The following is a 26,129-nucleotide window of genomic DNA, read 5'->3' on the forward strand; positions in this document are numbered from 1 at the left end:
CGCTGCTGCTGCGCGTGTTCGCGCTCGCCGACGGCGCGCAGCGCTGGCGGCTCCTGCCGGGCGGCCTGTCGCGGGTCGGCACGCGCGATACGCTGTTCAACGCGCCGATGCCGCGCGGCGGCAGCACCGTCGATACGTGGGTGATGACCGAAGGCATCGTCGATTCGACGACGCTGCTGCAGACCCGTCTCGGCCCCGACGATCTCGTCGAGCACCCGCGCGCGATCGCGAGCCGCGCGGCCGAGAACCTGTTCTGGCTCGGCCGCTACACCGAGCGCGCGACCAGCCTGATGCGTCTCGCGCGCGCCGCGCTGGAGCGGCTGCGCGGCGAGGACGATGTCGACAGTCCCGCGCATCTGGAGCTGATCGACACGCTGTGCCGCGACACGGGGCTGATCGCGTCCGACGCGCCGAACGCCGTCGATGCGCCGCGTGCGTTCCAGCACGCGCTCGCGACGTCGCTCACGCGCGGCGCGGACCGCACGTCCGGCATCGCGTCCTGCCTGTTCGGGATGCGCGGCGCCGCCGCCGCGATCCGCGAGCGGCTGTCGAGCGATCAGTGGCGGTTGATCGACGACGCGACGCAATTGTTCGCCGACAGCGCCGACCATCCGGAAGCCGAAGAACAGATCGGCAACGAGGCGCTGCAACTGCTGGAGCGGCTGGGGCTGCTGCTCGGTGCGATCACCGGCGCGCAGACCGACAACATGACGCGCGACGACGGCTGGCGGCTGCTGTCGATTGGCCGGCAGATCGAGCGGCTGGACTTCCTGTGCAGCGTGCTGAAGTTCGCGTTCGACGAGGGCGCCGTGCACCGGCAGGACGGCTTCGAGCTCGTGCTCGAGCTGTTCGACAGCACGATCACGTTCCGCTCGCGGTTCCAGCGCGGCTTCGACGTCGCGCCGCTGCTGTCGCTCGTGGTGCTCGACACCGACAACCCGCGCTCGCTCGGCTGGGTCGTGCAGGCGCTGCGCGGCCGGCTGACGAAGGTCGAGCACAGCGAAGGCTATGCGCTGTCCGAACTGGCCGAGACGATTCCGGACGTGCCCGCGTGGTCGTTGCACGAATTGTGCGAAACCGGCGACGACGGCCGGCACGACAAGCTGCTCGATGCGCTCGACGCGACCGCGAAGGCGGTGTGGGAATTGTCGAACCGGATCGGCGAGCGCTATTTCAGTCATGTGCGCGAGGCGGGCAGGACGCTATGGTGACGACGAAACACGCGGCGAAGATGTCGCCCGCACCGGGTTCCGGCAGTGCGAAGGACGCGCCGGCGGCGACGCCTGCACCCCCCGCCACGCCGACCACCGTCGCGCCCGGTCGCGTGCTTAGGGTGACGCACGACACCGAATACCGCTACGCGGCGCGCGTCGAATCCGCGCAGCACCAGGCGCGGCTGCAGCCGCTCGCGACGCCGCGCCAGCAGGTGCTGTCGTTCGCGCTCGACATCGAGCCCGCCCCGGAGTCGGTCTGCACCGAGATCGATGCGTTCGGCAACGCGCGCGCATCGTTCGCGCTGAACCAGCCTCACGATGCGCTACTCGTGCGCAGTCGCAGCACGGTGCGCGTGAGCGCGCCCGTATGGTCGCTAGGGGCACGCGGTGCACCGCCGCCCGCGATCGCGAGCCCCGACGCCGAACGTGCGATGGCGTGGGAAGCCGTGCGCGAGCGCTTGCAGTTTCGCGCGGGGGAGCCGTACGACGCGGCGAGCGAGTTCGTGTTCGCGTCGCCGCATGTGGCGTGCGATCCCGAACTGGCTGAATATGCGGCCGCGAGCTTCACGCCGGGGCGGCCGCTCGTGCAGGCCGCGTGGGACCTGATGCGGCGCGTGCATGCCGATTTCGCGTACACGCCGAACAGCACCGACATCACGACGACCGCGCTCGATGCGTTGCGATTGCGCAAGGGCGTCTGCCAGGATTTCGCGCACGTGATGATCGGCGCGCTGCGCTCGCTCGGGCTCGCCGCGCGCTACGTGAGCGGGTATCTGCTGACCCAGCCGCCGCCCGGGCAGCCGCGGCTGATCGGCGCGGATGCGTCGCATGCATGGGTCGACGTGTACGACCCGGCATGGCCCGAAGATGGCGGCTGGCTGCAACTCGACCCCACCAACGACCGTGCGCCGGGTGACGACTACGTGATGCTGTCGATCGGCCGCGACTATGCGGACGTGACGCCGTTGCGCGGCGTGATACGTGGCGGCGGCGCGGATCAGGAGCTGAAGGTCGGGGTGACGGTCGAGCCGCTCGACGAAGCGTCGTGAGACGCGGCGATCGGCCTGACGCACCGCTCGCGGGCCGTTTAAGTCTTCGTTAATACTGCCCGCCTAGCATGATGGTGCCGGCGAACGGATCGGACCCGGTCCGGCGCCGGCGGCACGCGCGGGTGCGTCGACGTCACGGCGCCGCGCCGTCGCGCGCAGCCATTCCCTTGCAACGGCGGCTGAGATGATCAAGAACTTCGACTACCCGCTCGGCAACGAGACGATCGCGCTCTGCGCGAGCTTCGGCGCGGGCCCTGCGTTCCGCCGCGTGCTCGTGAGCCGCGCGGATTCGATGGAGACGCTGGTGGTGCTCGACGCGCGCGGGCTGTCCGGCCTGCTGAAGGTGGCGACCGAGGAGCCGGAAGGATTGCTCGACGATGCGATCCGCAAGGTCGGGGACGAACAGCTCGTCGAGCGCGCGATCAGCGGTCGGACGATCGTCGAAGCCGCGTTGTGAGCGGGGCGGCGCGGCGCGTGCAGGCCGGTTATGCCGGCCGCAGCGCGCTGCGTGGTGTCCGCAGTGGTGATTACGCTTACGCGGCGAACCGGTCCGTTGCGGCGAGCAGCGCCTTCAGGATGCCCGGTTCGTTGTACGCGTGCCCGGCGTCCGGCACGATTTCGAACGTCGCGTCGGGCCACGCTTTCGCGAGATCCCACGCGGTGCGTGCGGGCGTTGCGATGTCGTAGCGGCCCTGGACGATCACGCCCGGAATGCCGGCGAGGCGATGCGCGTCGCGCAGCAACTGGCCTTCGTCGACGAACCCGCGATTCACAAAGTAGTGGTTTTCGATCCGCGCGAACGCGAGCGCGTAGCGGCCGTCCGCGAAGTGCGCGGCCAGCGCCGGATCGGGCAGCAGCGTGATCGTGCGGCCTTCCCAGAGGCTCCACGCACGCGCGGCTTCGAGCTTCGCGGCTTCGTCGTCGCCCGTCAGCCGGCGATGGTACGCGGCCATCAGGTCACCGCGCTCGGCTTCCGGAATCGGCGCGAGGAATTCCTCCCACAGGTCCGGGAACAGCCACGACGCGCCTTCCTGGTAGTACCACAGCAACTCCGCACGACGCATCGTGAAGATGCCGCGCACGACGAGCTCGCTTACGCGTTGCGGGTGCGTCTGTGCGTAGGCGAGGGCGAGCGCGCTGCCCCACGAACCGCCAAACACGAGCCATTGTTCCGCGCCCGTCATTTCGCGCAGCCGCTCGATGTCGGCCACCAGGTCCCAGGTCGTGTTGTTGTCGAGGCTGGCATGGGGCGTCGAGCGCCCGCAGCCGCGCTGGTCGAACAGCAGGATGTCGTAACGCTCGGGATCGAACAGGCGGCGATGGTCGGGGCTGCAGCCCGCGCCCGGGCCGCCGTGCAGGAACACCGCCGGCTTGCCGGACGGGTTGCCGCAGCGCTCCCAGTAGATGTGGTGGCCGTCGCCGGTGTCGAGGTGGCCGTGGGCGTAGGGTTCGATCGGTGGGTACACAGGCAGGCTCCGGGTGAGGGTCGAGAGGAGGCGGACGAGGCGCGAGCCGGGATGCGGGCGGAATACGGCAGCGCCGGTATCGCGCGGATTGCGGCGCCGCAAGATTCGTTGCGTCTGCATCTGGCCGCCGCTGCCGCCGGACAATGCCGGTCATTATGCCCATTCATTCCGGCCGCTGCGCGACGGTCGGCGCCGGGCACGCGGGGCGGTCTTCCGGCCGGCAGGCGCCCCGGAATTTTTGAAGCAATTTCATTTCGATATTTTTCAGACAAAATCGCGGCGGCATGTCGGCGCGGGGAATCGGGCGCCGGCCTGCCATCCCTCCACCGTGCCAACGGAAACCATCCGATGAACCATCGCGTCAAGCAGCTGACAGGGTTGCGCGCCGTCGCGGTCACGATGGTCGTCGTCGGCCACGCGGAGCACGTGCTGCCGGGCGGCTACACCGGCTGGTTCGCGCCGCTGCGGCTGATCGCCGATGGCCGGCTCGGCGTGCTGATCTTCTTCGTCCTGAGCGGTTTCCTGATCACCAACGTGCTGCGCGCGGAGTTCGCGCGCACCGGCGGGATTGCGCTGACGTCGTTCTACGTGCGCCGCGCGCTGCGGATCTGGCCGGCCTGCTACGTGTATCTCGCGATCGTCGGCATCCTCGCCGTCGCCAGCTGGCTCGACGTCGATCGCCGCCAGTGGCTGTATGCGGCGTTGCATCTGTGGAACTACTCGGCGTGGTTCGGCCTGGCCGGCGACAACGCGCTGCATCCGGACGGCGCGTGGTATCTCGGCCACTTTTGGTCGCTCGCGCTCGAGGAACAGTTCTACTGGTTCTGGCCGCTGCTGTTCGCGTACGGCACCCGCCGCCGCGGCACGCGCTGGCTGGCCGCGCTGATCCTGGCCGTGCCGCTGGTGCGCACGCTCACGTATTTCGTCGCGCCGGCGCTGCGCGGGCAGCTCGGGATGATGCTGCACACGGGCGTTGATCCGATCCTGATCGGCTGCTACGCGGCGCTCAACCGCGAACGGCTCGAAGCGTGGATCCGCTCGTGGCGCGGCGAGACGCGCATCGTGACGGCGATCGTCTTCATCGTGCTGTTCGGGATGCCGCTTGCCGAACACCGGCTTGGCGGCTTCTGGAATGCAACCTACGGCGTGACGTTCGAGGCCGCGCTGATCGCGATCGTGATCGTCGTGCTGAATTTCCGCAGCGAGTTCTGGTGCGCGCGGTGGCTGCGGGCCGCGCCGGTCGTGTTCGTCGGCACGATTTCGTTCAGCCTGTATCTGTGGCAGCAACCATTCGCGAATCCGGGTCTGCCGGTCGCGCACGCGTTTCCGCTTGGCATCGTGTGGGCGCTGCTGGCCGCGACGGCAAGCTACTTCCTCGTTGAAAAACCGTTCCTGCGGCTGAAGGATCGCTACACCGCGCGCGAGGCGCGACGCGTGCGCGACGACGCGCTGCGGATGCCGGGGACGACCGATGCGATCGGGCCGAAGGTGGTGGAGTAGGCGGGCAGGGCAGCGGTCTGCCGCCGTCTTACTTGAAGCGCTTGCGCGCGGCGGGCGAATACCAGAAGTCCCGGAACATATCGATGCCGTACGATTTGCCGTCGTATTTGACGACCGTGCGCGCGGTTCGCTTGCCCGTCTCCGAATAGTTGCCGTCCTTGCGTTGCGTCTTCGTGACGTGTGCCGTGATCGACAGGTCGGCGAAGCCGTGGCTCGATGTCTTGTCGACCGCGATCGTCATCCTTGCGTCCTCGCTGCGCGCGTCGCCGGCACCCGCGCCGCAAGCCTCGCCCTCGACACTGACCCAGCCGTACAGGTTCGTGCCGAACACCGGGCGGATACGATTGCCTTCGCGAACCCACAGCGTCAGTTCTTCGCTCGCGTTCGCATCGGGACAGCTCGGCCCGCGCGCGCTGCTCAGGAACACGACACCGAATGCGCGCACGTCGGGCGACAGCCGATACGGCGCGGTGTCGATGCGATAGCTGTCCGGACCGACTTCCGTGGTGGCATCTTCCTCGACGATCGACCGATCGGCGGCTACGACCTTGCCGCCTTCGATAAGCGCGATGACCTGGAGCTTGTTGTTGCCGCCCGGGTTCTCGCTCTTCGGCAGCGAATCGAACGCGACGGCTGCGATCGTCGTCTGCGGCGCGTTCGGCATCACCTTGCACGCCGATGCGATGACGAGCCTGTCCGCGTCGCGCGTGGCGATGCGTGCACTGGCGATGCCGGCCCAGCGGGCGACGGCCGTGATGGCTGCGTCGTCGCAGGGCTGGTTGTCGGTAGCCTGAGCAGCGGGAGCGAGGACGAGTGCCAACAGCGGGATGAAGCGGGAGACGCTCATGGCGACAATGGGAAAGGTATTTCGCATCTTTCGATCAGAGATCTCCGCGCACTTCACCGGTTCCCAGCGCGCTCCGCTGCCGATTGACTTCCGCCCAAAGCTCATCGCTGTCGTCATTGCGCAGGACGATCATGCAGTCCAGTTGATCGTCAGTCACGCCGAAGTAGTCCAGGATTTCCCGGCGAACCGCATCGACGAACTGCGCGTATTCCGGGGTTGCCTGGGCCTGAGCGTGCAAGGCGTCGTATGCTGCATCGTCCGCGTCGCCGCCGTGCTCGTCGATATAGCGCGAGATCCACTGGTCTCGTTCGTGGTCGTAATCTGCCTCGGCGCGCATCGCTTGCACCGCGGTGTAGAAATCCAATTGGGCAAACGCGGCGATCGCCGCCGTTGTCGCCTCGTCAAATGTAGTCGTCATTCCGTTTCTCATGTCTGTCATGGCACAACATCGCACGGGCCGTGCCCGGCTTGGTGCCGCGAATCGGGACGGCATAATACGCCGTTTCGCACTGATGTTTGGCCCGAGCAAAGACACTATGCTCGGGAAGTTTACGCCTTCGAGTGCGCCAGTCATCGGGGCCGCCCGGGCGACGGGGCGCTCATTTTGCCGTACTGTAAGCACAGCGATCGCGATGAAAACGAGCGGGCGCGGCAGATCGCAGAACAAGTGTCGAGCGTATCATCGCAAGCGCCACTCCGGCACTTAAGCGCCAATGGGGACGTCGGTCGTGAACGGCTCGTAGTGGGCGAACCGGACTGCGCCGGATACCTCCACGGTGGTCCGTTACGGGCTCAAAACGACCCTGAAGAGACCTTCAGTTTCCCCGCCAACGGACAGTCGCGAGCAACGATGCAGATCGTTCGCTCGGGGCGGTCAACTATTTGGCTAGCTCCGCAAGGTCGATATACTGTCGTCGCGGCGGGGGGAAGGACACCCCGTCAGGGGCACCAGTCCGCGCCCAGGGTCTTGGACACCGTCTGCGTAAGAGTCAGGCGCAGACCATGCCCCGCCGCAGCGCTTGATTCAAGTTTGCCGCTATCTGCGGCGACTATGCCTGCCGAGCCCAATCTATCTCATCGTCCGCCGGTCTTCGAACATGGGGTAATGCTCTTTCCTCACACGCGCCGATCATTTCGTAATTGCGGCGAGCCTCCAAGAGAGACGGTCGATTTGCGCCGCCAACAAAATGAGGATCGCGTGTTTGAATTAAGTCATCCTCCCAAAAGCAGACCGGGCAGACTTCGTATGATCCAGGACAGAGATCGCGAAGGGTACGGTGGCCACAACACTCACACACTCTGCGGCAGCCTGGAGCACAGCTCTGCAAGTCAGTGCTTGGAATAGTCGCCAGCGCTGATTGGCCCGCGCCAAGCGGGAATTCGACTTCATGGGCGGCAACCAGTCCGAGATCGGTATGGACGAGCACGACCGTTCTTACAGTTCCTGCCCTCACGCGCAGTGTCGAGCTTTCGCCGATTGTTTGCGCTTCCACATCCTGGGTCGGGACAACCAGGTCATTTTGTGAGATTAAACGATTCTCTTGAGCCATTGTTCCGATCCGCAGGTATTACGATGCCTCGATTCCCATGGCGCGGATTGTCGAGGATCTACGCCCGTATGTCGACTGTCCGCTTGTGGCCGAGCACCGACCTATCCTGCATTCAGGACACTTGGATCGATCTCGCGGTCCGTCAGCCCGAATCTCGCCATACGAGCGCGATGATCCGGCGAGCCGAGATATGAACGAAGTCGCTGATTGACCGCTTTTAGAAGATCCGCGTTCCCTTGGTTGAATGAAAACGCTCCAAGCTGAGGCGTCCGCCGGCTGCCACTCCCATCTCGCTCGTGCGCGACGGCCTCGATCACCGAACTTCCCATCCGGCTCGCGATAATTCGATTTCCCAAGGCTGTACTCGCGTATGCATCAATTGCGCCAGAGAGAATGGCCGAGATCGCGTCGGCTTGGTGCTCGAAGATGACGATTTGCACTTCGCTTACACCTGACGCCGTCGCCGAATCATGCTGTACCTGTCCCGCAATTATGCCGAGGCGCGCCTCAGGACATTTGGCGATTGACGAATAGCTAACGAGCGCTCTCGGGTTTCCAGGTCGAACCAGAAAACCGTCCTCGTTTTCCCACACGGGTAAGCTGAACGCGACCGCATTGGCTCGCTGCGGCGTCACAAAGAGAGGGACATTCATGTCCCAGCGACCTGCCTCAACGCCGGGTAGCAATTCGCTGAACGTCGTCAGGCAATACTCGATCTTATCGACGCCGATCTGGCGCAGAATCGTCTCCGCAAGCTCGATATCAGCCCCGGTAGCGGTGCCATCCGCTTCGGTCCAGCCGAATGGCGGTTCTTCGATGTACGCAATCGTTACCTTCATCGCTTCGTCTCGCAAACCGAAAACGGCCATCAAGTCTGGGGCTGATTGTTGACGATTGTACTCAGATGCACGAATGTCGCTTCTTGGCCGAACGCGGGCCGGCGGCCGGCCGCCGCCCTGCAACGCGCGACCGGCGCCGATCGACCCGAAGCAGACAGTTTGATGCCTCCTTTGCCTACCGCGCCACGCAATGCTGATCAACGAGACACACTGTCACCACAAACCGTTTTTGAGGTACTTCTTGTACGAAACGAACAGATTCTCGATCAAATCGATACCAGGACTAAACACATATTCCAGCACCACAACCAGACACTTCAGCAGGACGTGCAGACGTCCCCAAAAAACTACCAAGGCGATACCAGAAAATACCCATAGGACAATAAGCGCGAGCAACCTAAGGCGAAACCTAAAGTACTCCGACCGGGACATTCTCGGTGGGATCGGCCAGTCTCGATAGAAGATTTGTGGCATGACGCAGTCGGTCACTCTTGATTAGCCGCCGTTGGATTGTCGAGGATCTACACTGCTCTGTCGAGGGTCGTCTCATGGGCGACAGCAGTCGGCATCCCAAGCCCGATCGACAACCTATCCAACTGCCCGTCCTGTGCATCGTACCCGGATCGGACGACACTCGCCTGCGCGACACCGAACGAGATTCGATAGGTTGGCAAGGGGTAGGTTCAACGGTCCCGCGACTGTCCGCTCCTGGCCGTACATGGAAATTCGCTGATCAGCCTGATTGAAGGTTGGCTACGCAATCGTTGATTGCCCGTGCGAACTGCGGATTGGATAAATCGATACCGACACGCGCAAGCGAAAGCAACAATTGCTCGACGCCTTCAACAACCCCTACGATGCGTCCGTTTTCGACGGGATCACTGAAGCTGGGGAGCGCTTCCGGCAAGTCGGATTCGATACTTGCGATTCCGTCTTCAACCCTGAGGTCGATTCCGAACGGTAGCAAGAATTCTCGAGTCATGTTCATATCTGCTCTCCACGTCCTCCGCAGCCGCATTGTCGACGATCTTGGGACCACCGTCGACTGACTGTAGTTGGCTGCGGATTCAACCCGTCGATGTAACGAATTGATGAAATCGCTTAGCCGGTGTATCGAAGTCTAGTGTCTTTCGCGGACGCTCATTGAGCCGTCTGGCTACAGTTAGCGCCCAAAACGCTAACGATGCTCATAACCAGTAGGAGCGCGCCAGCAAAAGCGTAGGCCACGAAAAATCTGGCTGGCGCTTCGGCCTTATATATGACCCCACCGCCGCGAGTCTGGACCGTCCTCTCGGTTTGATAACTGGATATCGTCGCCACCAGACCTGCCGCAGATGCGAACAAAGTCCCGATCCATCCAAAATGTATGCCCCTATTGGGAAAGAAGCCGCAGATCGCCCACGCGATGACGGCTAACGTAAGCAGCACATATACCACTCGGTTCATGGTTGGTCTGGCTCAGCAGTTTCGTGATCCGTCGAATTGTCGACGGTTCGTGCAGCGTTGTCGAATGTCCTCGTCTGGCCGGCAGTTGCCCAAAGCTGAGACAGTAGCCGGCCCGCTTGCCGCCCGATATAGTCGGCCGCTGCCGACAGGGATGGGACGTACGCCCTAGCGCCGAGCATCTGGCAGTTAGCGAGGGCAAACGGCTGCAGCGTCCCTCGTAGAAATAGATGAGTTACGGCCCCTCGGTAACGCCCGACGACAGGCCTGTTCCCATTCGGCTTATGGCGATCGGCCTCAGTAGTCGGACGACACGTCCGGCAGGGAAGGGGGTGCGCGAATTGCCTCGCAACCGGACATTGGCTTATGCTGATGCACAAACTTTTCATCGAATTGCTAAGTGCGGAGGAAAACCAGTGCCAATCCCGTTTTCGATTACGGTCTTTGCAACGGCTGGCGATCCGCAAGGTATCCGTCACGTTGACAAGTCGAACTGGTCAGGTTCCGGCGTTGTGTTTCCGAAGGAGATGTTCGCGCAATTGAAGCACGAGCCGGGCTTTAATCAGGTCGGACTCTACATCCTCGTTGGCAACGCCTCTGAAGAGACGATCTACATCGGCGAGGCAGACCCCGTCGGAGAGCGTCTTAAGAATCATGTCGCTAATAAGGAGGGGTGGATTTGGGGTGTCTATTTCTTCGATCGCCTCCACAAGATCGGAAAAACTGAAGTTCAATACCTTGAATATGAGCTCATTGCACGCGCCAAGCGGTTCGACCGGGCAATATTGCTCAACAAGAACATACCCACTTCTCCCACGATGTCGCTTGTTTCTAGAGCAACGGCGCAAGCATTTCTCGAAGATATGTACCTGATCCTGCCGATGCTTGGTATTAATGCATTTACACCTCCGAAGCTTGGGGATGCGCCAGAGGAACAAGTTCAGGCTGTTGCAAATGGTCCAGTCGCCGCGGAAATCTTCGACACGATCGTCGTACCCGCGAGAGAGGAGGGATTTCAGCAGGAGTTCGTCGGCCATAACTGCTGGTTCGCAATTCGCATCAACGCAAAACACATCCCCAAGCTCAAATACATTGCTGCTTACCGAGTCGCGCCCGTCGGGGCGATAACACATATCGCGGAGATCGTGTCGATCGAGCCTTATGGCGACACCGGTAAATACAAACTCAACTTTAAAGGCTCAGCCGCAACGGTCGGACCAATTCCTCGACTTGAGGATAGCGAGGTGAACATGCAATCCGCCCGTTATGCTCTGCGGGATAAGCTCGTAAAAGCTACCAATCTCGATGAAATATGGTCGTGAAATGCAATCTCGCTCGGTATTGGCGCGATGGATGGCGCATGGGGTCTCAGGTGTAGTTATTTGCGCACCCTTCCCGCAGGGCGGCGATCGACCGCACACGACTGCGGATTCAACCCGTCGATGCACCGAATTGATGAAATCGCTCAGCCGGAGCGCATTCACTGTCAGCAATTCAAGTCATTGCGCCGAGTGATGCCTCCTGGCCGAACGCCGCCAGTCTTCCCCCGCGTGTTCCCCCGTGATCCGCGATGAACAACAAAAAAGGCCCTTGCGGGCCTCTCATGGACGAACGTACGAGCAGTGCAACGCTTACCGCGTCAACTCCGTAAACCCATCCAGCAACCGATCGACGTCAGCCGCCTGAATCGCCCCCATCGTCGAGATGCGGAACAGTTCCTTCGACAACCCGCCTTGCCCCGCGTAGATCACGAAGCCGCGCGCCTTCAACCCGTCATGCAGCGTCTCATACGTGACGCCTTGCGGCAGCCGGTACGCACGCAGCACAACCGACGAAGCGCCTTCGGGCAGCACGAGCGACATCCCACGCGCCGCAAGCCCAGCCTGCGCTTGATCAGCAAGCGCCTTGTAATGCGCATGCCGCGCACGCCAGCCACCGGCCTCATCAAACTCGCGCAGCGCCTCCACAAGCGCGTAATACGCATGCACGGAAGGCGTAAACGGCGTATTCCGCTGATCCTGCAGCTTGGCAAGCCGACCAAGATCGAGGTAATAAGTACGGCTCGCGGCCTTCGCGAGCGCGCTGCGGCGCACGATCACGAACGCGGCACCCGGCACGCCGTGCAGGCATTTGTTCGCGGTAGCGGCAACAGCATCAATGACGCCGCCGGCAAAGTCGATCGCCTCAGCCCCGAAGCTGCTGACGCCATCGACGAGCATCTTCACACCACGCGCACGGCATACGTCGGCGATCGCACCGAGGTCGTTCAGCCGGCCGGTCGTCGTTTCGTGATGAATCACCGCAACGTGCGAGTACCCACCCGCATCGAGCTTCGCACCAATCTGCGCGAGATCAGGCGCCTGCATCCACTCATGCTTCAGCACGTCGTGCGCGATCCCGTACTGGGTCGCGATCTGCGTGATGCGCTCGCCATACACGCCGTTCTCGATCACGAGCAGCTTGCCGTCCTGCGGCACGAGCGCCGTGATCATGCTTTCGACGGCGGCGGTGCCCGAGCCCGTCATCAGCACGGCGGCCCATTCGGCCGGATCGAGCTCGTACGCGGCGACGAGGCGCGCACGCGCTTCATCCTGCAGATCGAAAAACTCGCTTTCGCGATGGCACAGGTCGGGTTGCAGCAGGCTACGGCGCACGCGTTCGGTGAGCGTGACCGGGCCGGGGTTCAGCAGCAGCATCAATGAGCTCCTTCGGCGTGGGCTTCGGCCTGTGCGGCGCCGATATGCCGCATCAGGCGGGTCTTGACCTCGACCGGCGTGACGGTCGGGCGGGGCAGGCCGTCGGGCACGCCCGTGCGGATCGCAACGCGCACGAACTGTGTACCGTCCGTCTGCGAGGCGAGCGTCGCGTCGAGCACGTCGAGCGTGTCGCCTTCGACGGCGGACGCATAGCCGCACGCGGCCGCGACGCCCGCGAACGACACATGCCGCGACACGGTCGCCTGCCCGCCGGTCGATTCGTGCGCGCCGTTGTCGAGCAGCACGTGCGTGAGGTTGGACGGACCGTAGGTGCCGAGCGTCGCGAACACGCCCATGCGCATCAGCGCGGCGCCGTCGCCGTCGACAGCCACCACGCGCAGGTCGGGGCGCGCGAGCGCGAGACCCAGCGCGAGCGGCGTCACGCAACCCATCGAACCGACCATGTACAGCTGGTTCGGACGGTCGTCGATCGCATAGAGTTCGCGGCCGCAGAAGCCGGTCGACGCGAGCACGACGGTCGAATCGACCGGCGTGTGCGCGATCACGCGTTGCAGCGCGTCGTGGCGGGTCGGCCACGCGGCGGCGGGTGATTCAGCACGTGTCGCCGACTGTGCGACGACATGCGCGCGCGGCGTCGCCGCCGGGTTCGCCTTCAGTTCATACGGCGCGACGCTGCCTTTCTGCATCACGAGCGCGTACGGGCGGCCGGTTGCGTCCATGTGCGCGATCGCGCGGTCGAGCGCCGGGCCGACCTGTTCAGGGTCGGTCGGGAACGTCTCCCACGGGATCTCCATGGTGTCGAGCATGGCCGGCGTGATGGGCCCCATCAGCGCGTGCTGCGGCTCGTCGGACACGCCCGGCTGGCCGCGCCACGTGACGATCAGCAACTGCGGCAGCCGGAACGTCCAGGTCAGCGACGTGAGCGGGCTCACCGCATTGCCGAGCCCGGAGTTCTGCATCATCGCGATCCCGCGCTTGCCGCCGAGCGTGGCGCCAGCGATCAGCGCGACCGCGTCGCCTTCGTTCGCGGCCGACAGGTAGTGCAGCGTCGGGTCCTGCAGCACGTAATTGATGAACGGCGTCAGGTACGAGCAGGGCACGCCCGCGTACCAGTCGAAACCGCGCTCGCGCGCGGCCTCGACGAACTGTGCCGCTTCGATCATTGCGCGCCCCCGTTGCCGGTGCTCGGCTCGGACAGCGGCGTCTGGCCGTGCGCGAAGTCGCCCGCGCGGCGGAAGTCTTCGAGATCGTTGACGCCGCGCCAGTGGCCGTGCACGTACTGCACCTCGATCTTCTCGCCGGCGGCGATCAGTTCGTTGAGCAGGGACGGGATATCGAGCGTGTCGAAATCAGGACGTGCCTGCAGCGTCGCGAGCATCGCCTTCAGGCGGTCGACACCTGCGCCGCGCACGTTCAAGAGACCGATCCAGCGGCCGTGCGGCGTGCCTGCGGCGACGTCGCTCGATACGCGTTGCAGGTAGGTTTTCTGACCGAACAGGCCGCGGTCGTCGGCGGCCGAGCAGAGCGCGAAATCGCGCACGCTCTGGTTGGTCTCCGTGAGCGACGAGTCGACGACGACGCTGAACTCGGCCTCGCTCTCCGCGAGGTCGCGCACGATGTAGCTGCGGAACAGCAGGTCGCCGTACGAGATCACGGTATCGCCTGTCAGGCGTTCGGCCGCGCATGCGAGCGATGCGAGCTCGCCCGTCTGCGCGTGACGCTCGTTGACGACGAGCTTGATGCCCGACGTATCGATCGCGTCGGCGCGATAGCCGCCGACCACGGTGATGTCGTTCACGCCGTGCGTCTTGAAGCCGTCGACGAGCCAGCGCAGCAGCGGCTTGCCGGCGACCGGCAGCATGACCTTCGGCTTGTCTTCGGTCACGGCTTCGAGGCCCTTGCCGCGGCTCGCGGCGAGCACGATCGCCGCGTTCGACGCGCGCGACGACGACGACAGGTAGATACGCTCGGCCGCCGAGTATTCGTCGGCGTCCTGCAGGCGGAAGATCTCGTTGACCGATGCGACGCGGTCCTCGACGTTGATCAGCGTTTCGTTCTCGTGGATCTCGCGGGCGGTCGCCTGCATCGCAGATGCCGATGCGCGGATCAGGTGGTTCGCCCAGATCACGGTGCTGATGCCGGCCTGGCGGAACACGTCGGTCGGCGTGCTGTAGTACTTGGTCGGCACGATCACGAGCGGCGCCTTGCCGCTCCATTCGCGCGCGAACTGGAGAATTTCGTCCGGGCGCGACAGCTTGCTGTGGATCAGGATCGCGTCTGCGCCGGCTTCCGCATACGCGTTCGCGCGGCGCAGCGCCTCGTCCATCCCCCAGCCGGCGATCAGCGCTTCGACGCGCGCGACGATCGAGAAGTCGGGGTCGGTCTGCGAATCCTTGCCCGCCTTGATCTTGCCGCAGAACTCGTCGATTTCCGCGAGCGGCTGGCGCTCGCCGCCGATGAAGCTGTTCGTCTTCGGGAACTGCTTGTCCTCGATACAGACGCCGGCGATGCCGCGCTGCTCGAGCTTCTTCACGAGGCGGCGCACGTTGTTGAAGTTGCCGTAGCCGGTGTCGCCGTCGAGCAGGATCGGCAGGTCGCTCGCGTCGGCCATGAATTCGAGCACGTCGACGACCTGCGTCCAGCTCGCTTCGTTGTTGTCGCGCACGCCGAACTGCGCGGAGATCGCCAGGCCCGATGCCCAGATCCCCTTGAAGCCGGCTTCGCGGACGATCCGCGCGGACAGGCCGTTGTGCGCTTCCATCAGGAATTCGAGTTCGTTGCTGACGAGCATGCGGCGCAGGCGTGCGCTGCGCGATTCGGAGAAGTTGGGTTCGCGAGCGTTCATCGTGCGGCTCCTGCCGTGGTGCGTTGAATCAGGGGAAGAATGTCTTGTGTCGCGCGTGCGACGTCGTTCGGGAAGTCGATCTCGATCCACGGCGAACCCGTGACGTCGGCGACGTCGAACGAATGGCCGCCTTCGAGCAGCAGGTCACGCACGGCTTCCTCGTGCGGCATGTTCGCGCGGCCGCTGTCGACGTAGCCCGCGACGATCTTCGCGAGGCGGCGCGCGGTGCCTTCGGTGAAGCGGAAGAAGCCGACCGATTCGCCGATCGTGTCGTAGTCGAGGTCGACCGCGAGCTGCTTGCGCAACTCGACCGGCACGCCGTTCTTCAGGCACAGCTTGACGGGCTCGTCGCCGGCTTCGAAGTCGCGATCGATCAGCAGGCGGTCGACCGCCTTGTCCGAATCGGCCACAAGCGCGTGCAGGATGTTCTCGTCGTAGAGCACGTCGGCGTCCATCAGCAGCACGTCGCCGCCGCGCGTCATCGCATCGGCGACGGTGTGCACGGTCAGCACGCTGCCGAGGTCGTAGCGCTCGTTGATCACGATCTCGGCGGTGCGGCCGAGGCGCTTCAATTCCTGCTCGACCTTCTCGGACTGGAAGCCGAGCCCGAGCACGATTTCATCGACGCCCGCGGCGTCGAGTACGCGCAGATGGCGCTCGAGCAGCGACACGTCGTCGAAGCGCAGCAGGCACTTCGGGTATTGCGCCTCGGGCGGTTGTTGCAGGCGCAAGCCGAGGCCTGCCGCAAGAATGATGGCTCGCATGGGTTCTCCAACCAAAAAGCCGGCGGATCTGAACGATCAGTCGGCGAGCGGCTGCGGCGCATGACGCCGCTGCCAGTTTCTTTCACTGAAATGCAGATAGAGCAGGCCGGGCAGGCCGAGCGCGAGTTCGCGCGCGCGCTTCGCGAGCGACAGCGCGAGCGCCGCGTCGGGCGGCAGGCCAACCAGCGGGGCGAGCAGCAGGTAACCGCCTTCCTGTGCCCCGAGCGAGCCCGGGATCGCGAACGCCGCACCGCGAATCGCCTGGCCGACGCTCTCGAGCAGCAGCGCGTCGAGCCAGCTGACCGGGTGCCCGAGGAAGTGCAGCGCGAGCCACACTTCCGCGGTGCCGGCGATCCAGCCGACGAGGCTCAACCCGAAGGTCTTCGCGACCTTCGCGCGATCGCGGTACAGCGCGGCGACCGCGTTGTCGATCGCATCCGCGCGGGTCGCCAGCGACGACCAGTCGCGCGGGCCGAGCAGCTTCGACGCGAGACGCATTCCGCGGCCGAACAGCCCGCGCCGCTGCGCCGCGTAGAACGCGACGGCGAGGGCGCCGAGCACACCCGTGGCGATCAGCGCCGGCGTGCGCAGGTGAGCGACCGAATCGTGCGTCGCATACAGGCTGAACGCGGCGATGCCGATCAGCGCGAACGCCATCTGCGCGAGCGCCTGCATCGTCGTGCCGACAGTGACCGCGGCGGCCGCATCGGCCATCCGCGTGCCGCGCTGCGCGAGGTGGCGCACCATCAGCACCGGGCCGCCGATCTGGCCGGCGGGCAGCAGGCTGTTCACCGACTCGCCGACCCAGCGCGCGCGCAGCGCGTTGCCGAGCTCGGCGGCCGGTTGACCGCGGCGGAACATCACGGAGACCGCAAACGCGTCGATCACGAGCGGCACGACGTGGAACGCCGCGACGAGCGCGAGGCCCCAGCCGGCTGCGAGGAGCGTCGACGCGACCGCACCCACGCCCTGCCACGCGAGCAGGGCGACAAACAGTGCCGTTCCGAGGGACAGCAGGATCAGGCCGGCGCGTGTCATGACCCGCTCGACCGTCGCGTGGCCAGCTGCTTGAACACCTGGCGGAAACCGAAATACGCGATCGCATCCTTCATGTTCGAGATGAAGCGCTTCCACGGCCGCATGCCGGGGTTGGTCACGTATTCGAAAGTCAGCGATACGCGCGTCTCGTTCTGGCCGAGCGGCGTGATCCGGTGGCGCAGCTTGTCGCCGTCGAACAGCACGATGCCGCCGTCGGCGATCTGCACGGAGCCCGGTTCGTCGGGCACGTCCGGATTGCGCGTATGCAGTTCGTAGTCGAGCCGGCACGACGATTCGTCGATCACGCCGATCAGCAGCGTATAGCGGCGGCCGTCGTAGTACGACGTGTCGTAGTGCCAGCCGATGTGGTCGCCCGGCTTCGTGTAGTAATACAGCGCGTACGCGTGCGGATCGTTCTCCGGCGACACCATCAGCTTGTCGCCCGTGATCTTCTCGAGGAAGCCGATCAGCGCCTTCGAGCGGTACAGCTCCGCGATGTACGGGGCCTGCTCATCGATCGTGTGCCGGCTCACGCTGCCGCCCTGCTTGTGGCCGGGCAGGTAATTGCGGTTCAGGCCGGGCTGCAGCGTGCGGGCGGCGGCCGCGAGTTTCGCGTGCGCGTCGGGCGGCAGGAATGCGTCCAGATACAGGAACGACCCCTGGCGCGTATAGTCGCTGCGCAGGCGGTCGAGGTCGAGTCGGCCGACGCAGCCGGCCACGGTGCGATCGGGATCGGCCGCTGCCGCGCGCGCAGGCGCGGGGCGTGCCGGGCTCAGCACGGAGTCGTCGCGCGTGCTAGAAGTCATTTGGAAGCCTGGATTTCGGTTGAACTGTGCGGGGCGTTGCCGCGGCGCACGATGCGCCACCAGTCGATCACGACCCACGCGGCGAACAGCGGGGCGCCGATCGACGCCGCGAGCAGGAACGGCTGCACGCTGTCGGTGAGCGTCACGAGCGGCAGCAGGTAGAGCACGTCTTCCGTCTCGAATCCGCCGGCGAATGCCTGCTTGGTGCCGGCCTTGCCGGCGACCGATTCGATCCGCATGCGCAGGAAGAAGATCAGCGCGACGGCCCCGCCGGCCAGCGCACCGAGCAGCACCGGCGACGCGGCCATCTGACCGCCCTGGGCGACGATGCCGAGCCCCATGCTGACGAACAGCGCGACCGTCACGAGCGCGTCGGCCGCGAGGTCGTAAAAGTGACCGATCTTGCTGGACTTGCCGCTGATGCGCGCGAGTTCGCCGTCGGTGTGGTCGACGAAGTTCGACAGCACGATCAGGAATGCGCCTGCGTTGCTCCAGCCGAAGCCGCCTTGCGCAAGGCACCAGGCGCCGGCGAGGCCGATCAGCAGACGAAGGGTAGTGAGGTGATTCGGGGTGACAGGCGTGTCGATCAGCGGTCGGACGAGCGCGCGCGCGAGCCGCGCATCCCAGGTGCGTGGCAGCGGCGGTTCCGAGAGTTTGGTGGTTTTTCTTTGGTCCATCGGCGAAATATATACGGAATTGTAATTTGTTGCTTTTTATTCAATCAATGTCCTGACATGCGGGAGTGTTACCGCGATTCCGGGCATCGGCCGGTTGCGAATCGGCTGCGCGAAACGGCGTTCGCGCAGCCGGCCCATACGTGATCCAGTGTGGTTCGCATGGCGCGACTGTCAAGGGCCAGCGGGCCTCGCACGCGTGCCCGGCGGCGTGGCGCGCGCGCCGCCGGGTTGATATATATCAGGCCCGAAAAAACGGTGCCGGGCGACAATTGGCCGCGGCGATCGCCGCTCGGCCAGGACATGCTGATTCCCTGCGTTCATGCCGTCAATCCGGAAAGGTCGCAGTCGATTGACGTTCGGTCGTTCGTAATCCGCGGGCGGCAAATTGGCGATTCGCTTTCGCGCACCTTTCGAGTGCATTCGGCAGATTGTTCCGCCTGTCACAGAACGGCCGTTCGATACCCGGCGCATTCAGTAAGTATCTTTTGCATTCAGCGGACATTTCGCGGCGATGTCCTCTGCGATACTCCGACCGTGCCTGTGGTGCCGGGCCGCCCCTCGCGGCCCCCAAGGGCTTCGCGTCGCTCAGGAGACACCCCCCGCGACGTCAACGACAGACCAGAAGCGTCAGATATATAGCCATGTCTTCATCACGCATCCTCGCTCCCGCCCTGCGTTCGCTCGTCCGCACCGCCGACGAAGCCGCCGCGCTGATTCGTCCCGGCATGACCGTCGCGATGAGCGGCTTCACCGGCTCGGGTTATCCGAAGGCCGTGCCGGCCGCGCTCGCCACCCACATCGACGCCGCCCATGCGCGCGGCGAGGACTTCCGGATCAACGTGCTGACGGGCGCATCGACCGCGCCGGAGCTCGACGGCGCGCTCGCCCGCACCAACGGCATCTCGATGCGCCTGCCGTACCAGTCCGACCCGACGCTGCGCGACAAGATCAACAGCGGCGAAGTCGACTACCAGGACGTCCACCTGAGCCACGTCGCGCAATACGCGTGGTTCGGGCTGTACGGCGACCTCGATGTCGCGATCGTCGAAGTCGCGGGCATCCGCGAGGATGGGCTGCTGATTCCGTCCGCATCGATCGGCAACAACAAGACGTGGCTCGAGCAGGCGAAGCACGTGATCCTCGAAGTCAACTCGCGCCAGCCGCTCGGCCTCGACGGGATGCACGACGTCTATTACGGCACCGCGCTGCCGCCGCACCGCAAGCCGATTCCGCTGACGAAAAGCGACGACCGGATCGGCGAGCCGTACCTGCGCTGCCCGGCCGACAAGATCGTCGCGATCGTCGAGACCGACGCACCGGACCGCAGCAACGCGTTCTCCGCGCCGGACGCCACGTCCAAGCAGATCGCGCAGCAACTGATCGACTTCCTGCGCCACGAAGTGAAGCGCGGCCGTCTGCCGGAAAACCTGCTGCCGCTGCAGTCGGGGGTCGGCAACATCACGAACGCGGTGCTCGCGGAACTGAGCTCGGCCGGCTTCTCGAACCTGACCGCGTACACCGAGGTGATCCAGGACGGCATGCTCGACCTGCTCGACGACGGCACGCTGAGCTTCGCGTCGGCCACGGCGCTGTCGCTGAGCCCGGCCGCCGTGCAGCGCTTCGCCGACGAGATCGCGACGTTCCGCGAAAAAATCCTGCTGCGCCCGCAGGAGATCAGCAACCATCCGGAACTCGTGCGCCGCCTCGGCTGCATCGCGATGAACGGGATGATCGAAGCCGACATCTACGGCAACGTGAACTCGACCCACGTGATGGGCACGAAGATCCAGAACGGCATCGGCGGCTCGGGTGACTTCGCGCGCAATGGCTACCTGTCGTGCTTCATGTCGGCCAGCACCGCGAAGGGCGGCGCGATCTCGCGGATCGTGCCGATGGCGAGCCACGTCGACCATACCGAGCACGACGTCGCGGTGGTCGTCACCGAGCAGGGGCTCGCCGACCTGCGCGGCCTGTCGCCGAAGCAGCGTGCGCGCAAGGTCATCGCGACCTGCGCGCATCCCGACTACCGTCCGATGCTCGAGGACTACTTCGAGCGTGCGTCGCGCGAGAGCTTCGGCAAGCACACGCCGCACCTGCTCGCCGAGGCGCTGTCGTGGCACGAACGCTACGTGCGCACCGGGACGATGAAGGCCTGAGGCGGTTCGACGGGGCGCCGGCGCGCACCGCGCGCGGCCGTCGCCTCGTCAGTCCAGCGCCGCGTGCGCGACGTCGACGCTCGCCGTTTTCTGCGGCGGGCGGATCAGCAGCAACAGCGGGATCATCAGCAGCGTCGCGACGAACATCAGCTTGAAGTCGTTCAGGTACGCGATCATCGCGGCCTGCTGGTTGATCGTGCGGTCGAGCAGCGCGATGTCGAGGTGGCTGCCGGCCATCGCCTGCACGGCCGGGTCGAACGGCGTGACGTGGGTCGCGAGGTCGGCATGCGCGACCTGCGTGTTGCGCGTCATCAGCGTCTGCACGATCGAGATGCCGATACTGCTGCCGATGTTGCGCATCAGGCTGTAGGTGGCCGTGCCGTCCGCGCGCAGCTCGGGCGTGAGCGTCGAGAACGACAGCGCGCTCAGCGGCACGAACACGAGCCCCAGCCCGAAGCCCTGGACCACCCCGGGCCACACGATGTCCGCCTCGGACAGCACGATCGTGTACTGCATCATCTGCCATAGCGCGAGTGCGGAAATCGCCAGCCCGGCGAACAGCAGCGCCCGCGCGTCCACGTATTTCAACAAGCGCCCGACGAACAGCATCGCGATCATCGTGCCCGCGCCGCTCGGCGCGGTGACGAGGCCCGTCGTCGCGACCGGATAGCCCATCAGGTTCTGCAGCATCGGCGGCAACAGCGCGCGCGTCGCATACAGCACCGCGCCGACGACGAAGATGAACAGCGTGCCCGTCGCGAAGTTCGGGTCGCGCAGCAGCTCCGACTTGAAGAACGACGCCTTGCCGACGGTGGCCGTATGCACGAGGAAGAACGCGAAGGCGAGGGCGGCGACCAGCGCCTCGATGCGGATTTCGTACGAGCCGAACCAGTCGAGCTGTTCGCCGCGGTCGAGCATCGCCTGGAACGCGCCGATCGCGAGCGCGAGCGTCGCGAAGCCGAACGCGTCGAATTTCACGTGCGGGCGCGGTGCCCGCGCGGGCAGGAAGGTCAGCACGCCGGCCAGCGCGAACGCGCCGATCGGCACGTTGATGAAGAACACCCACCGCCAGTTGTAGCTGTCGGTGAGCCAGCCGCCGAGCGTCGGGCCGAGGATCGGGCCGACCATCACGCCCATCCCCCAGATCGCCATCGCCTGGCCCTGCTTCTCGCGCGGGTTGATGTCGAGCAGGATCGACTGCGACAGCGGTACCAGCGCGGCGCCGAACACCCCCTGCAGCAAACGTGCGCCGACGATCTGCACCAGCGACTCGGACAGCCCGCACAGCGCGGACGCAATCGTGAAGCCCGCGATCGAGAGCGTCAGCAGCCGCTTCATGCTGAGGCGGTCGGACAGCCAGCCGGTCAGCGGCGTCGCGATCGCCGCGGCGACGATGTAGGAGGTCAGCACCCAGGTGATCTCGTCCTGCGACGCGGACAGCGTGCCCTGCATGTGCGGCAGCGCGACGTTCGCGATCGTGCTGTCGAGCGTCTGGATCAGCGTCGCGAGCATGATCGACAGGGTCAGCATCGGCCGATTGAGGGCAGGCGGCGAGGCAGGGGTGTCGGCGGCGGCTGGATTCAAGCGGGTGTCTCCGTGGGGCGGTCGCCGTGGGCGGTGATCCGGTATGACTCGAATTATAAGCATGCTTATTATATCCGTGCTCATCGCCCTGGCACGAGCCGCGGGTCAGTCGCGGCCTGCCCCTATAATCGCCGCATGGACAAGACTTACGAGAACCGGATCGGCTACCTGATCACCGACGTGGCCCGCCTGCAAGGACGCCTGTTCGACCGGCGCGCGAAGCGCATCGGACTGACGCGCGCGCAAAGCCGCGTGCTCGCGTACCTGACGTGGAAGGGCGAGATGAATCAGGCGCGGCTCGCGGAATGGCTCGAGATCACGCCGATCTCGCTGACGCGGCTGCTCGACCGGATGGAAAGCTGCGGATGGATCGAACGGATCGCCAACGACGACGATCGGCGCGCGTTCGTGATCCGGCTGACCGACAAGTCGCGCGACATCTTTCCGCAGATGCTGGAAGTGGGCGACACCGTCACCGACGACGGGCTGCGCGGCTTCACGCGCGACGAGCGCGACACGCTCGTGCACCTGCTCGGGCGCGTACGCCACAACCTGATCGACAGCGGCGGCGAATGACCCAGGCGCCGGTTCGGGCCGCTGAATCGACCGGGCACGGCGGAGCGTCGTTCGCGATGACGAGGTGGCCGGGCCTGGGCCGATTCCGTTTCAGCCCATCCATGCCGGCCCGATCCGCCGCGCTGGTGCGCGGTGCTCAACGGCCCAGCGCCGCCAGCCCGAACGCCGCCAGATAAAGCCCCGCCCCGAACACCAGATGCGTGACGATGCTGCGCCGGCGCGCGACGCCCGGCTGCGGCGTGCGCGACGCGGCGACGCCGAACCCGAACGCCGGCTGCATCACGAAGAACGGCGCGGCGACGCTGATGAGGCCCGCGACGAGTGCGGGCATAAGCGTCGGCGCACCGACCCATTCCGCACCCGCGATCGCAACGGGCAGCCCCGCGAGCGCGATGCCGATCGCGTAATGCGCGATCCAGCCGAACACGCGTTCGCCCGGCACGGGCGGCGCGGCGACGATCGACGCATGCCGGAACCGGCCGCGCATCATGTGGCCGAGCCAGCGGCCGACCAGTGCGTAGTCGAGCGACGGAATCCCGAATGCATTGCGACGCAGCAGCGCCCACAGGTCCGTCACGAGCGTCGCGCCCGCGCCGATCAGCAGGATGCGCACCAGGAAGTCGGGTGCGGTCATCGCGCGCCTCCGGGGCGAACGGTTGCGGCGGGGCGCGACGGGAGGTGAGTCGGTTTCGGCGGGTTCATGGCGGTCCAGTCTTGTGTCGAAGGAGTCGAGCGGCTATCTTGCAACTTCAAGTTCACTTGAGGTCAAGCATGAGCCGTCTGGATATCGCCGATGTCGCGCGTCGCTCGGGATTGCCCGCGTCGACGCTGCGTTACTACGAGGAAAAGGGATTGATCGTGCCGAACGGCCGTCACGGGCTGCGGCGCCAGTACGACGAGTCGGTGCTGGAGCGCCTTGCGCTGATCGCGCTCGGCCGGGAGGCCGGTTTTGCGCTCGACGACATCCTCGCGATGTTCGGCGCGGACGGCCGGCCGGTAATCGATCGCGCGAAGCTCGACGACAAGGCCGACGAGCTCGATCGCACGATCCGCCGTCTCGGTGCGGTGCGTGATGCGCTGCGGCATGCGGCCGTGTGTCCGGCGCCGAGTCATCTCGAGTGTCCGTCGTTCCGCAAGCTGCTGCGCATCGCCGCGCACCGTCATCCGGCGCGTCGCACGAAGACGGAAGGCGCGTAGAGGGTTCGGCTTGCGTGAGTAGGGTGCTCGAGCGTGCGACGGGGCGGGCATGCCGTGGCGGCTAATGCGCCGAGCGCGTCATCCCGCGTAATAGACGCGGCATTCCATCTCGCGTCCGCGCACGATGCGCTTGCCTGCGAGCGAACCGAACGTTTCGGTGACGACCGTGCGCTGGTGCTCGCATTGCAATGCATCGTAGAAGTAGAGCGCGACCCAGTCCGCGGTGCGGCCGGCCTCGTGCGGGCGTGCGGGATACGGGCACAGTGCGGTGAAGTGCCAGCCGCCTTTCGTCATGTGCATCACGGGCGGCGACACGCTGACGTCCGCGTTCACGCGACGCGTCACGAGCATGGGCAGGATGCCGGCGGCGGCCTTGTTGCGGTACAGGCGGTCGATGTAAAGCAGCAGTTCGACCGGCGGTTCGGTGCCGAGGTCGGCATCGCGCGTGTGGCCTTGCCAGCGCCGGCGCCGGCTCAGTACGTCGTCGAGCGCCGCACGGATGCCGGCCGCGCGACGCGGGCCGACGCCCGAAATCGCATCGAGCTGGCCGCTGCGGGCCGCGCGTTCGAGATCCTCGAGCGTATCGATGTGCAACTGGTCGTGAATTCGCAGCGCGAGCGCGTGGCCGATGCCCGGCACGGCTTCGAAGGCGGACACGCGTTCGGCATCGCCGCGCAGCCGATCGAGCAGGCGCCAGCGCCCGGTCACCAGCCATTCGGCGATCGCCTGCGCGACGCCCGTGCCGACCTCCGGGAGCGCGCCGAGCGCATCGACACCGCCCGCGTTGAAGCGCGTACGGATGCCGTCGTCGAGCGACTCGATCGTATCGGCCGACGTGCGGTAGGCGGCAACCCGGTAAGGATTCGCCCCCTGTTCGGCAAGCAGCTGCGCGGCTTCGCGCAGGCAGGCCGCGATTTGCCGGTTTTCCTCGTGCGTCTGGCTGACGGTCGTCTGCATGGTGCGGGACCTGGGGAAGCGCAAACGGAATGAACGGGGCGCGCAACGCGCGGGCCACCGTTCATTTCAGCACATTGTCACGGCAAGCGACGAACAAAACTTGATGCGTGTCAATGGCAAACGTTGCACAGGCGGGAACTGCGCCGCGCGCGCGTTCGTGCCGGGATGGGGCACGAACGCGCGACCGGTTACGCGTCGAGGAATGACTGCGCGCCCTCGGCCTCCGCGGCCGTGCGCAGCGTGGCGAGCGCGCGCTTCTCGATCTGCCGCACGCGTTCGCGCGACATGCCCGCGTCCTGTGCGATCGCGTCGTAGGTGTCGGGCTCGGCGCCACCGAGGCCGAACCGCCGGCGCAGCACGTCGGCTTCGGCCGGCGTGACCGAGCGCAGCAGCGACGTCACGCATTCACGCATGCGCGTGTCCGCCAGGCGCTCGAACGGGCTCGCCGACGCCTGGTCCTCGATCAGGTCGACGAGGCCGGTCTCCGCGTCGGGCAGCGGCGTGTCGAGCGACAGCGGCTCGGCCGGCAGCGCGAGCACCGCGCGCAGCTTGCCCTCGGGGAGCCCGGTTTCGGCAACCAGTTCGGCCGGCGTCGCGCGGCGGCCCGTGCGTTGGCGGAAGCGCAGCGCATGCCGCTGCACGCGCTGGTACTGGTCGCCGACGTGCACGGGCACGCGGATCGTGCGCGAGCGGTCCGCCACCGCGCGTGCGACCGCCTGCCGGATCCACCAGGTCGCATAGGTCGAGAACTTGAAGCCGCGCCGGTATTCGAATTTCTCGATCGCGCGCATCAGGCCGAGGCAGCCGTCCTGCACGAGGTCGGGCAGGTCGACGCCGCGGTTCATGTACTTGCGCGCGATCGACAGCACGAGCCGCAGGTTCGCCTCCAGCAGCGCGAGTTCGT

25 protein-coding genes are annotated in these 26,129 nt (G+C 65.7%); 8 read left to right on the forward strand and 17 right to left on the reverse strand.

Annotation, left to right across the window (positions count from 1 at the left end):
- From F3J14_RS22890 to F3J14_RS22900, 3 genes are all read left to right on the forward strand, one after another.
- Positions 1–1,211: alpha-E domain-containing protein (locus tag F3J14_RS22890; RefSeq protein WP_166724948.1), on the forward strand; the 1,211-nt coding region annotated here is incomplete at its 5' end.
- Positions 1,205–2,263, forward strand: coding sequence for a transglutaminase family protein (locus F3J14_RS22895; RefSeq protein WP_166724949.1), 1,059 nt, complete (start codon positions 1,205–1,207; stop codon positions 2,261–2,263). The genes F3J14_RS22890 and F3J14_RS22895, both read left to right, overlap by 7 nt.
- Before the next feature lie 184 nt (positions 2,264–2,447).
- Complete coding sequence (locus F3J14_RS22900; RefSeq protein ID WP_060346405.1) at positions 2,448–2,720, forward strand: hypothetical protein; 273 nt, start codon at positions 2,448–2,450, stop codon at positions 2,718–2,720.
- Between the two features lie 76 nt (positions 2,721–2,796).
- Here the strand turns inward: F3J14_RS22900 and pip are convergent, their stop codons facing one another.
- The gene (gene pip, locus F3J14_RS22905; protein ID WP_166724950.1) at positions 2,797–3,729 is read right to left on the reverse strand and encodes a prolyl aminopeptidase; all 933 of its coding nucleotides are present in this window, start codon (positions 3,727–3,729) and stop codon (positions 2,797–2,799) included.
- Positions 3,730–4,077: 348 nt separating this feature from the next.
- On the opposite strand from pip, the gene F3J14_RS22910 reads away from it, so the two are divergent.
- Positions 4,078–5,229 carry an acyltransferase gene (locus F3J14_RS22910; RefSeq protein ID WP_166724951.1) on the forward strand — a complete coding sequence of 384 codons (1,152 nt, stop codon included), beginning with the start codon at positions 4,078–4,080 and terminating at the stop codon, positions 5,227–5,229.
- A gap of 28 nt (positions 5,230–5,257) precedes the next feature.
- On the opposite strand, the gene F3J14_RS22915 is transcribed toward F3J14_RS22910, so the two are convergent.
- The 5 genes from F3J14_RS22915 to F3J14_RS22935 form a co-directional block, all read right to left on the reverse strand.
- Positions 5,258–6,076 (reverse strand): multidrug ABC transporter ATPase, encoded by an 819-nt coding sequence (locus tag F3J14_RS22915; protein WP_166724952.1) that lies wholly within the window; start codon positions 6,074–6,076, stop codon positions 5,258–5,260.
- Between the two features lie 34 nt (positions 6,077–6,110).
- Positions 6,111–6,494, reverse strand: a complete 384-nt coding sequence (locus F3J14_RS22920; RefSeq protein ID WP_166724953.1) for an ATP-dependent protease — start codon at positions 6,492–6,494, stop codon at positions 6,111–6,113.
- A gap of 631 nt (positions 6,495–7,125) precedes the next feature.
- Positions 7,126–7,626 carry a CPCC family cysteine-rich protein gene (locus F3J14_RS22925; RefSeq protein ID WP_166724954.1) on the reverse strand — a complete coding sequence of 167 codons (501 nt, stop codon included), beginning with the start codon at positions 7,624–7,626 and terminating at the stop codon, positions 7,126–7,128.
- A 101-nt stretch (positions 7,627–7,727) separates the two neighbouring features.
- Complete coding sequence (locus F3J14_RS22930; protein WP_166724955.1) at positions 7,728–8,465, reverse strand: transporter substrate-binding domain-containing protein; 738 nt, start codon at positions 8,463–8,465, stop codon at positions 7,728–7,730.
- A gap of 733 nt (positions 8,466–9,198) precedes the next feature.
- Positions 9,199–9,453: a hypothetical protein gene (locus F3J14_RS22935; RefSeq protein WP_166724956.1), complete on the reverse strand. Its 255-nt coding sequence runs from the start codon at positions 9,451–9,453 to the stop codon at positions 9,199–9,201.
- A 739-nt stretch (positions 9,454–10,192) separates the two neighbouring features.
- Here F3J14_RS22935 and F3J14_RS35795 point away from each other — a divergent pair.
- Positions 10,193–11,230: a GIY-YIG nuclease family protein gene (locus F3J14_RS35795; RefSeq protein WP_247682273.1), complete on the forward strand. Its 1,038-nt coding sequence runs from the start codon at positions 10,193–10,195 to the stop codon at positions 11,228–11,230.
- A 309-nt stretch (positions 11,231–11,539) separates the two neighbouring features.
- Here F3J14_RS35795 and F3J14_RS22945 read toward each other — a convergent pair whose 3' ends face one another.
- Genes F3J14_RS22945 through F3J14_RS22975 form a run of 7 tightly spaced genes read right to left on the reverse strand, consistent with a single transcriptional unit; the run spans position 11,540 to position 18,755 of the window.
- The gene (locus F3J14_RS22945; RefSeq protein ID WP_166724957.1) at positions 11,540–12,604 is read right to left on the reverse strand and encodes a 2-aminoethylphosphonate aminotransferase; all 1,065 of its coding nucleotides are present in this window, start codon (positions 12,602–12,604) and stop codon (positions 11,540–11,542) included.
- Positions 12,604–13,788, reverse strand: coding sequence for a phosphonopyruvate decarboxylase (gene aepY, locus F3J14_RS22950; protein WP_166724958.1), 1,185 nt, complete (start codon positions 13,786–13,788; stop codon positions 12,604–12,606). The genes F3J14_RS22945 and aepY overlap by 1 nt, the downstream gene beginning before the upstream one ends.
- On the reverse strand, positions 13,785–15,470 hold the full coding sequence (gene aepX, locus F3J14_RS22955) for a phosphoenolpyruvate mutase (protein ID WP_166724959.1): 1,686 nt from the start codon (positions 15,468–15,470) through the stop codon (positions 13,785–13,787). The genes aepY and aepX overlap by 4 nt, the downstream gene beginning before the upstream one ends.
- Complete coding sequence (locus tag F3J14_RS22960; RefSeq protein WP_011658559.1) at positions 15,467–16,234, reverse strand: phosphocholine cytidylyltransferase family protein; 768 nt, start codon at positions 16,232–16,234, stop codon at positions 15,467–15,469. The genes aepX and F3J14_RS22960 overlap by 4 nt, the downstream gene beginning before the upstream one ends.
- Before the next feature lie 36 nt (positions 16,235–16,270).
- On the reverse strand, positions 16,271–17,272 hold the full coding sequence (locus F3J14_RS22965; protein WP_166724960.1) for an HpnL family protein: 1,002 nt from the start codon (positions 17,270–17,272) through the stop codon (positions 16,271–16,273).
- Positions 17,269–18,078, reverse strand: a complete 810-nt coding sequence (locus F3J14_RS22970; protein WP_166724961.1) for a 2OG-Fe(II) oxygenase — start codon at positions 18,076–18,078, stop codon at positions 17,269–17,271. The genes F3J14_RS22965 and F3J14_RS22970 overlap by 4 nt, the downstream gene beginning before the upstream one ends.
- Positions 18,075–18,755, reverse strand: a complete 681-nt coding sequence (locus F3J14_RS22975; RefSeq protein ID WP_166724962.1) for a CDP-alcohol phosphatidyltransferase family protein — start codon at positions 18,753–18,755, stop codon at positions 18,075–18,077. The genes F3J14_RS22970 and F3J14_RS22975 overlap by 4 nt, the downstream gene beginning before the upstream one ends.
- A 641-nt stretch (positions 18,756–19,396) precedes the next feature.
- Between F3J14_RS22975 and F3J14_RS22980 the strand changes: the two genes are divergently transcribed.
- Positions 19,397–20,911, forward strand: coding sequence for an acetyl-CoA hydrolase/transferase family protein (locus tag F3J14_RS22980; RefSeq protein WP_166724963.1), 1,515 nt, complete (start codon positions 19,397–19,399; stop codon positions 20,909–20,911).
- A 48-nt stretch (positions 20,912–20,959) separates the two neighbouring features.
- Here the strand turns inward: F3J14_RS22980 and F3J14_RS22985 are convergent, their stop codons facing one another.
- Entirely contained in the window at positions 20,960–22,495 is a 1,536-nt protein-coding gene (locus tag F3J14_RS22985) for an MDR family MFS transporter (protein ID WP_166724964.1), read from the reverse strand.
- A 135-nt stretch (positions 22,496–22,630) separates the two neighbouring features.
- On the opposite strand from F3J14_RS22985, the gene F3J14_RS22990 reads away from it, so the two are divergent.
- On the forward strand, positions 22,631–23,071 hold the full coding sequence (locus F3J14_RS22990) for a MarR family transcriptional regulator (protein WP_166724965.1): 441 nt from the start codon (positions 22,631–22,633) through the stop codon (positions 23,069–23,071).
- A gap of 136 nt (positions 23,072–23,207) precedes the next feature.
- On the opposite strand, the gene F3J14_RS22995 is transcribed toward F3J14_RS22990, so the two are convergent.
- A complete protein-coding gene (locus F3J14_RS22995) occupies positions 23,208–23,705 on the reverse strand; it encodes a DUF2938 domain-containing protein (protein WP_166724966.1) in 498 nt (165 codons plus the stop codon).
- Positions 23,706–23,842: 137 nt separating this feature from the next.
- Between F3J14_RS22995 and F3J14_RS23000 the strand changes: the two genes are divergently transcribed.
- Positions 23,843–24,268 (forward strand): helix-turn-helix domain-containing protein, encoded by a 426-nt coding sequence (locus F3J14_RS23000; protein ID WP_166724967.1) that lies wholly within the window; start codon positions 23,843–23,845, stop codon positions 24,266–24,268.
- Positions 24,269–24,346: 78 nt separating this feature from the next.
- On the opposite strand, the gene F3J14_RS23005 is transcribed toward F3J14_RS23000, so the two are convergent.
- Together F3J14_RS23005 and F3J14_RS23010 are read right to left on the reverse strand one after the other, a co-directional pair.
- On the reverse strand, positions 24,347–25,225 hold the full coding sequence (locus F3J14_RS23005) for a helix-hairpin-helix domain-containing protein (protein WP_166724968.1): 879 nt from the start codon (positions 25,223–25,225) through the stop codon (positions 24,347–24,349).
- A gap of 188 nt (positions 25,226–25,413) precedes the next feature.
- A partial coding sequence (locus F3J14_RS23010; protein ID WP_166724969.1) for a sigma-70 family RNA polymerase sigma factor occupies positions 25,414–26,129 on the reverse strand: 716 nt, incomplete at its 5' end.

The sequence above is a fragment of the Burkholderia sp. Tr-862 genome (genome assembly GCF_011753085.1).
Taxonomy (GTDB): domain Bacteria; phylum Pseudomonadota; class Gammaproteobacteria; order Burkholderiales; family Burkholderiaceae; genus Burkholderia; species Burkholderia ambifaria.

Coding starts and splice junctions, on each gene's coding strand:
- F3J14_RS22895 (WP_166724949.1), top strand. CDS start 1,205: ATGGTGACGACGAAACACGCGGCGAAGATGTCGCCCGCACCGGGTTCC.
- F3J14_RS22900 (WP_060346405.1), top strand. CDS start 2,448: ATGATCAAGAACTTCGACTACCCGCTCGGCAACGAGACGATCGCGCTC.
- F3J14_RS22910 (WP_166724951.1), top strand. CDS start 4,078: ATGAACCATCGCGTCAAGCAGCTGACAGGGTTGCGCGCCGTCGCGGTC.
- F3J14_RS22915 (WP_166724952.1), bottom strand. CDS start 6,076: ATGAGCGTCTCCCGCTTCATCCCGCTGTTGGCACTCGTCCTCGCTCCC.
- F3J14_RS22920 (WP_166724953.1), bottom strand. CDS start 6,494: ATGACGACTACATTTGACGAGGCGACAACGGCGGCGATCGCCGCGTTT.
- F3J14_RS22925 (WP_166724954.1), bottom strand. CDS start 7,626: ATGGCTCAAGAGAATCGTTTAATCTCACAAAATGACCTGGTTGTCCCG.
- F3J14_RS22930 (WP_166724955.1), bottom strand. CDS start 8,465: ATGAAGGTAACGATTGCGTACATCGAAGAACCGCCATTCGGCTGGACC.
- F3J14_RS22935 (WP_166724956.1), bottom strand. CDS start 9,453: ATGAACATGACTCGAGAATTCTTGCTACCGTTCGGAATCGACCTCAGG.
- F3J14_RS35795 (WP_247682273.1), top strand. CDS start 10,193: ATGGCGATCGGCCTCAGTAGTCGGACGACACGTCCGGCAGGGAAGGGG.
- F3J14_RS22945 (WP_166724957.1), bottom strand. CDS start 12,604: ATGCTGCTGCTGAACCCCGGCCCGGTCACGCTCACCGAACGCGTGCGC.
- aepY (WP_166724958.1), bottom strand. CDS start 13,788: ATGATCGAAGCGGCACAGTTCGTCGAGGCCGCGCGCGAGCGCGGTTTC.
- aepX (WP_166724959.1), bottom strand. CDS start 15,470: ATGAACGCTCGCGAACCCAACTTCTCCGAATCGCGCAGCGCACGCCTG.
- F3J14_RS22960 (WP_011658559.1), bottom strand. CDS start 16,234: ATGCGAGCCATCATTCTTGCGGCAGGCCTCGGCTTGCGCCTGCAACAA.
- F3J14_RS22965 (WP_166724960.1), bottom strand. CDS start 17,272: ATGACACGCGCCGGCCTGATCCTGCTGTCCCTCGGAACGGCACTGTTT.
- F3J14_RS22970 (WP_166724961.1), bottom strand. CDS start 18,078: ATGACTTCTAGCACGCGCGACGACTCCGTGCTGAGCCCGGCACGCCCC.
- F3J14_RS22975 (WP_166724962.1), bottom strand. CDS start 18,755: ATGGACCAAAGAAAAACCACCAAACTCTCGGAACCGCCGCTGCCACGC.
- F3J14_RS22980 (WP_166724963.1), top strand. CDS start 19,397: ATGTCTTCATCACGCATCCTCGCTCCCGCCCTGCGTTCGCTCGTCCGC.
- F3J14_RS22990 (WP_166724965.1), top strand. CDS start 22,631: ATGGACAAGACTTACGAGAACCGGATCGGCTACCTGATCACCGACGTG.
- F3J14_RS22995 (WP_166724966.1), bottom strand. CDS start 23,705: ATGACCGCACCCGACTTCCTGGTGCGCATCCTGCTGATCGGCGCGGGC.
- F3J14_RS23000 (WP_166724967.1), top strand. CDS start 23,843: ATGAGCCGTCTGGATATCGCCGATGTCGCGCGTCGCTCGGGATTGCCC.
- F3J14_RS23005 (WP_166724968.1), bottom strand. CDS start 25,225: ATGCAGACGACCGTCAGCCAGACGCACGAGGAAAACCGGCAAATCGCG.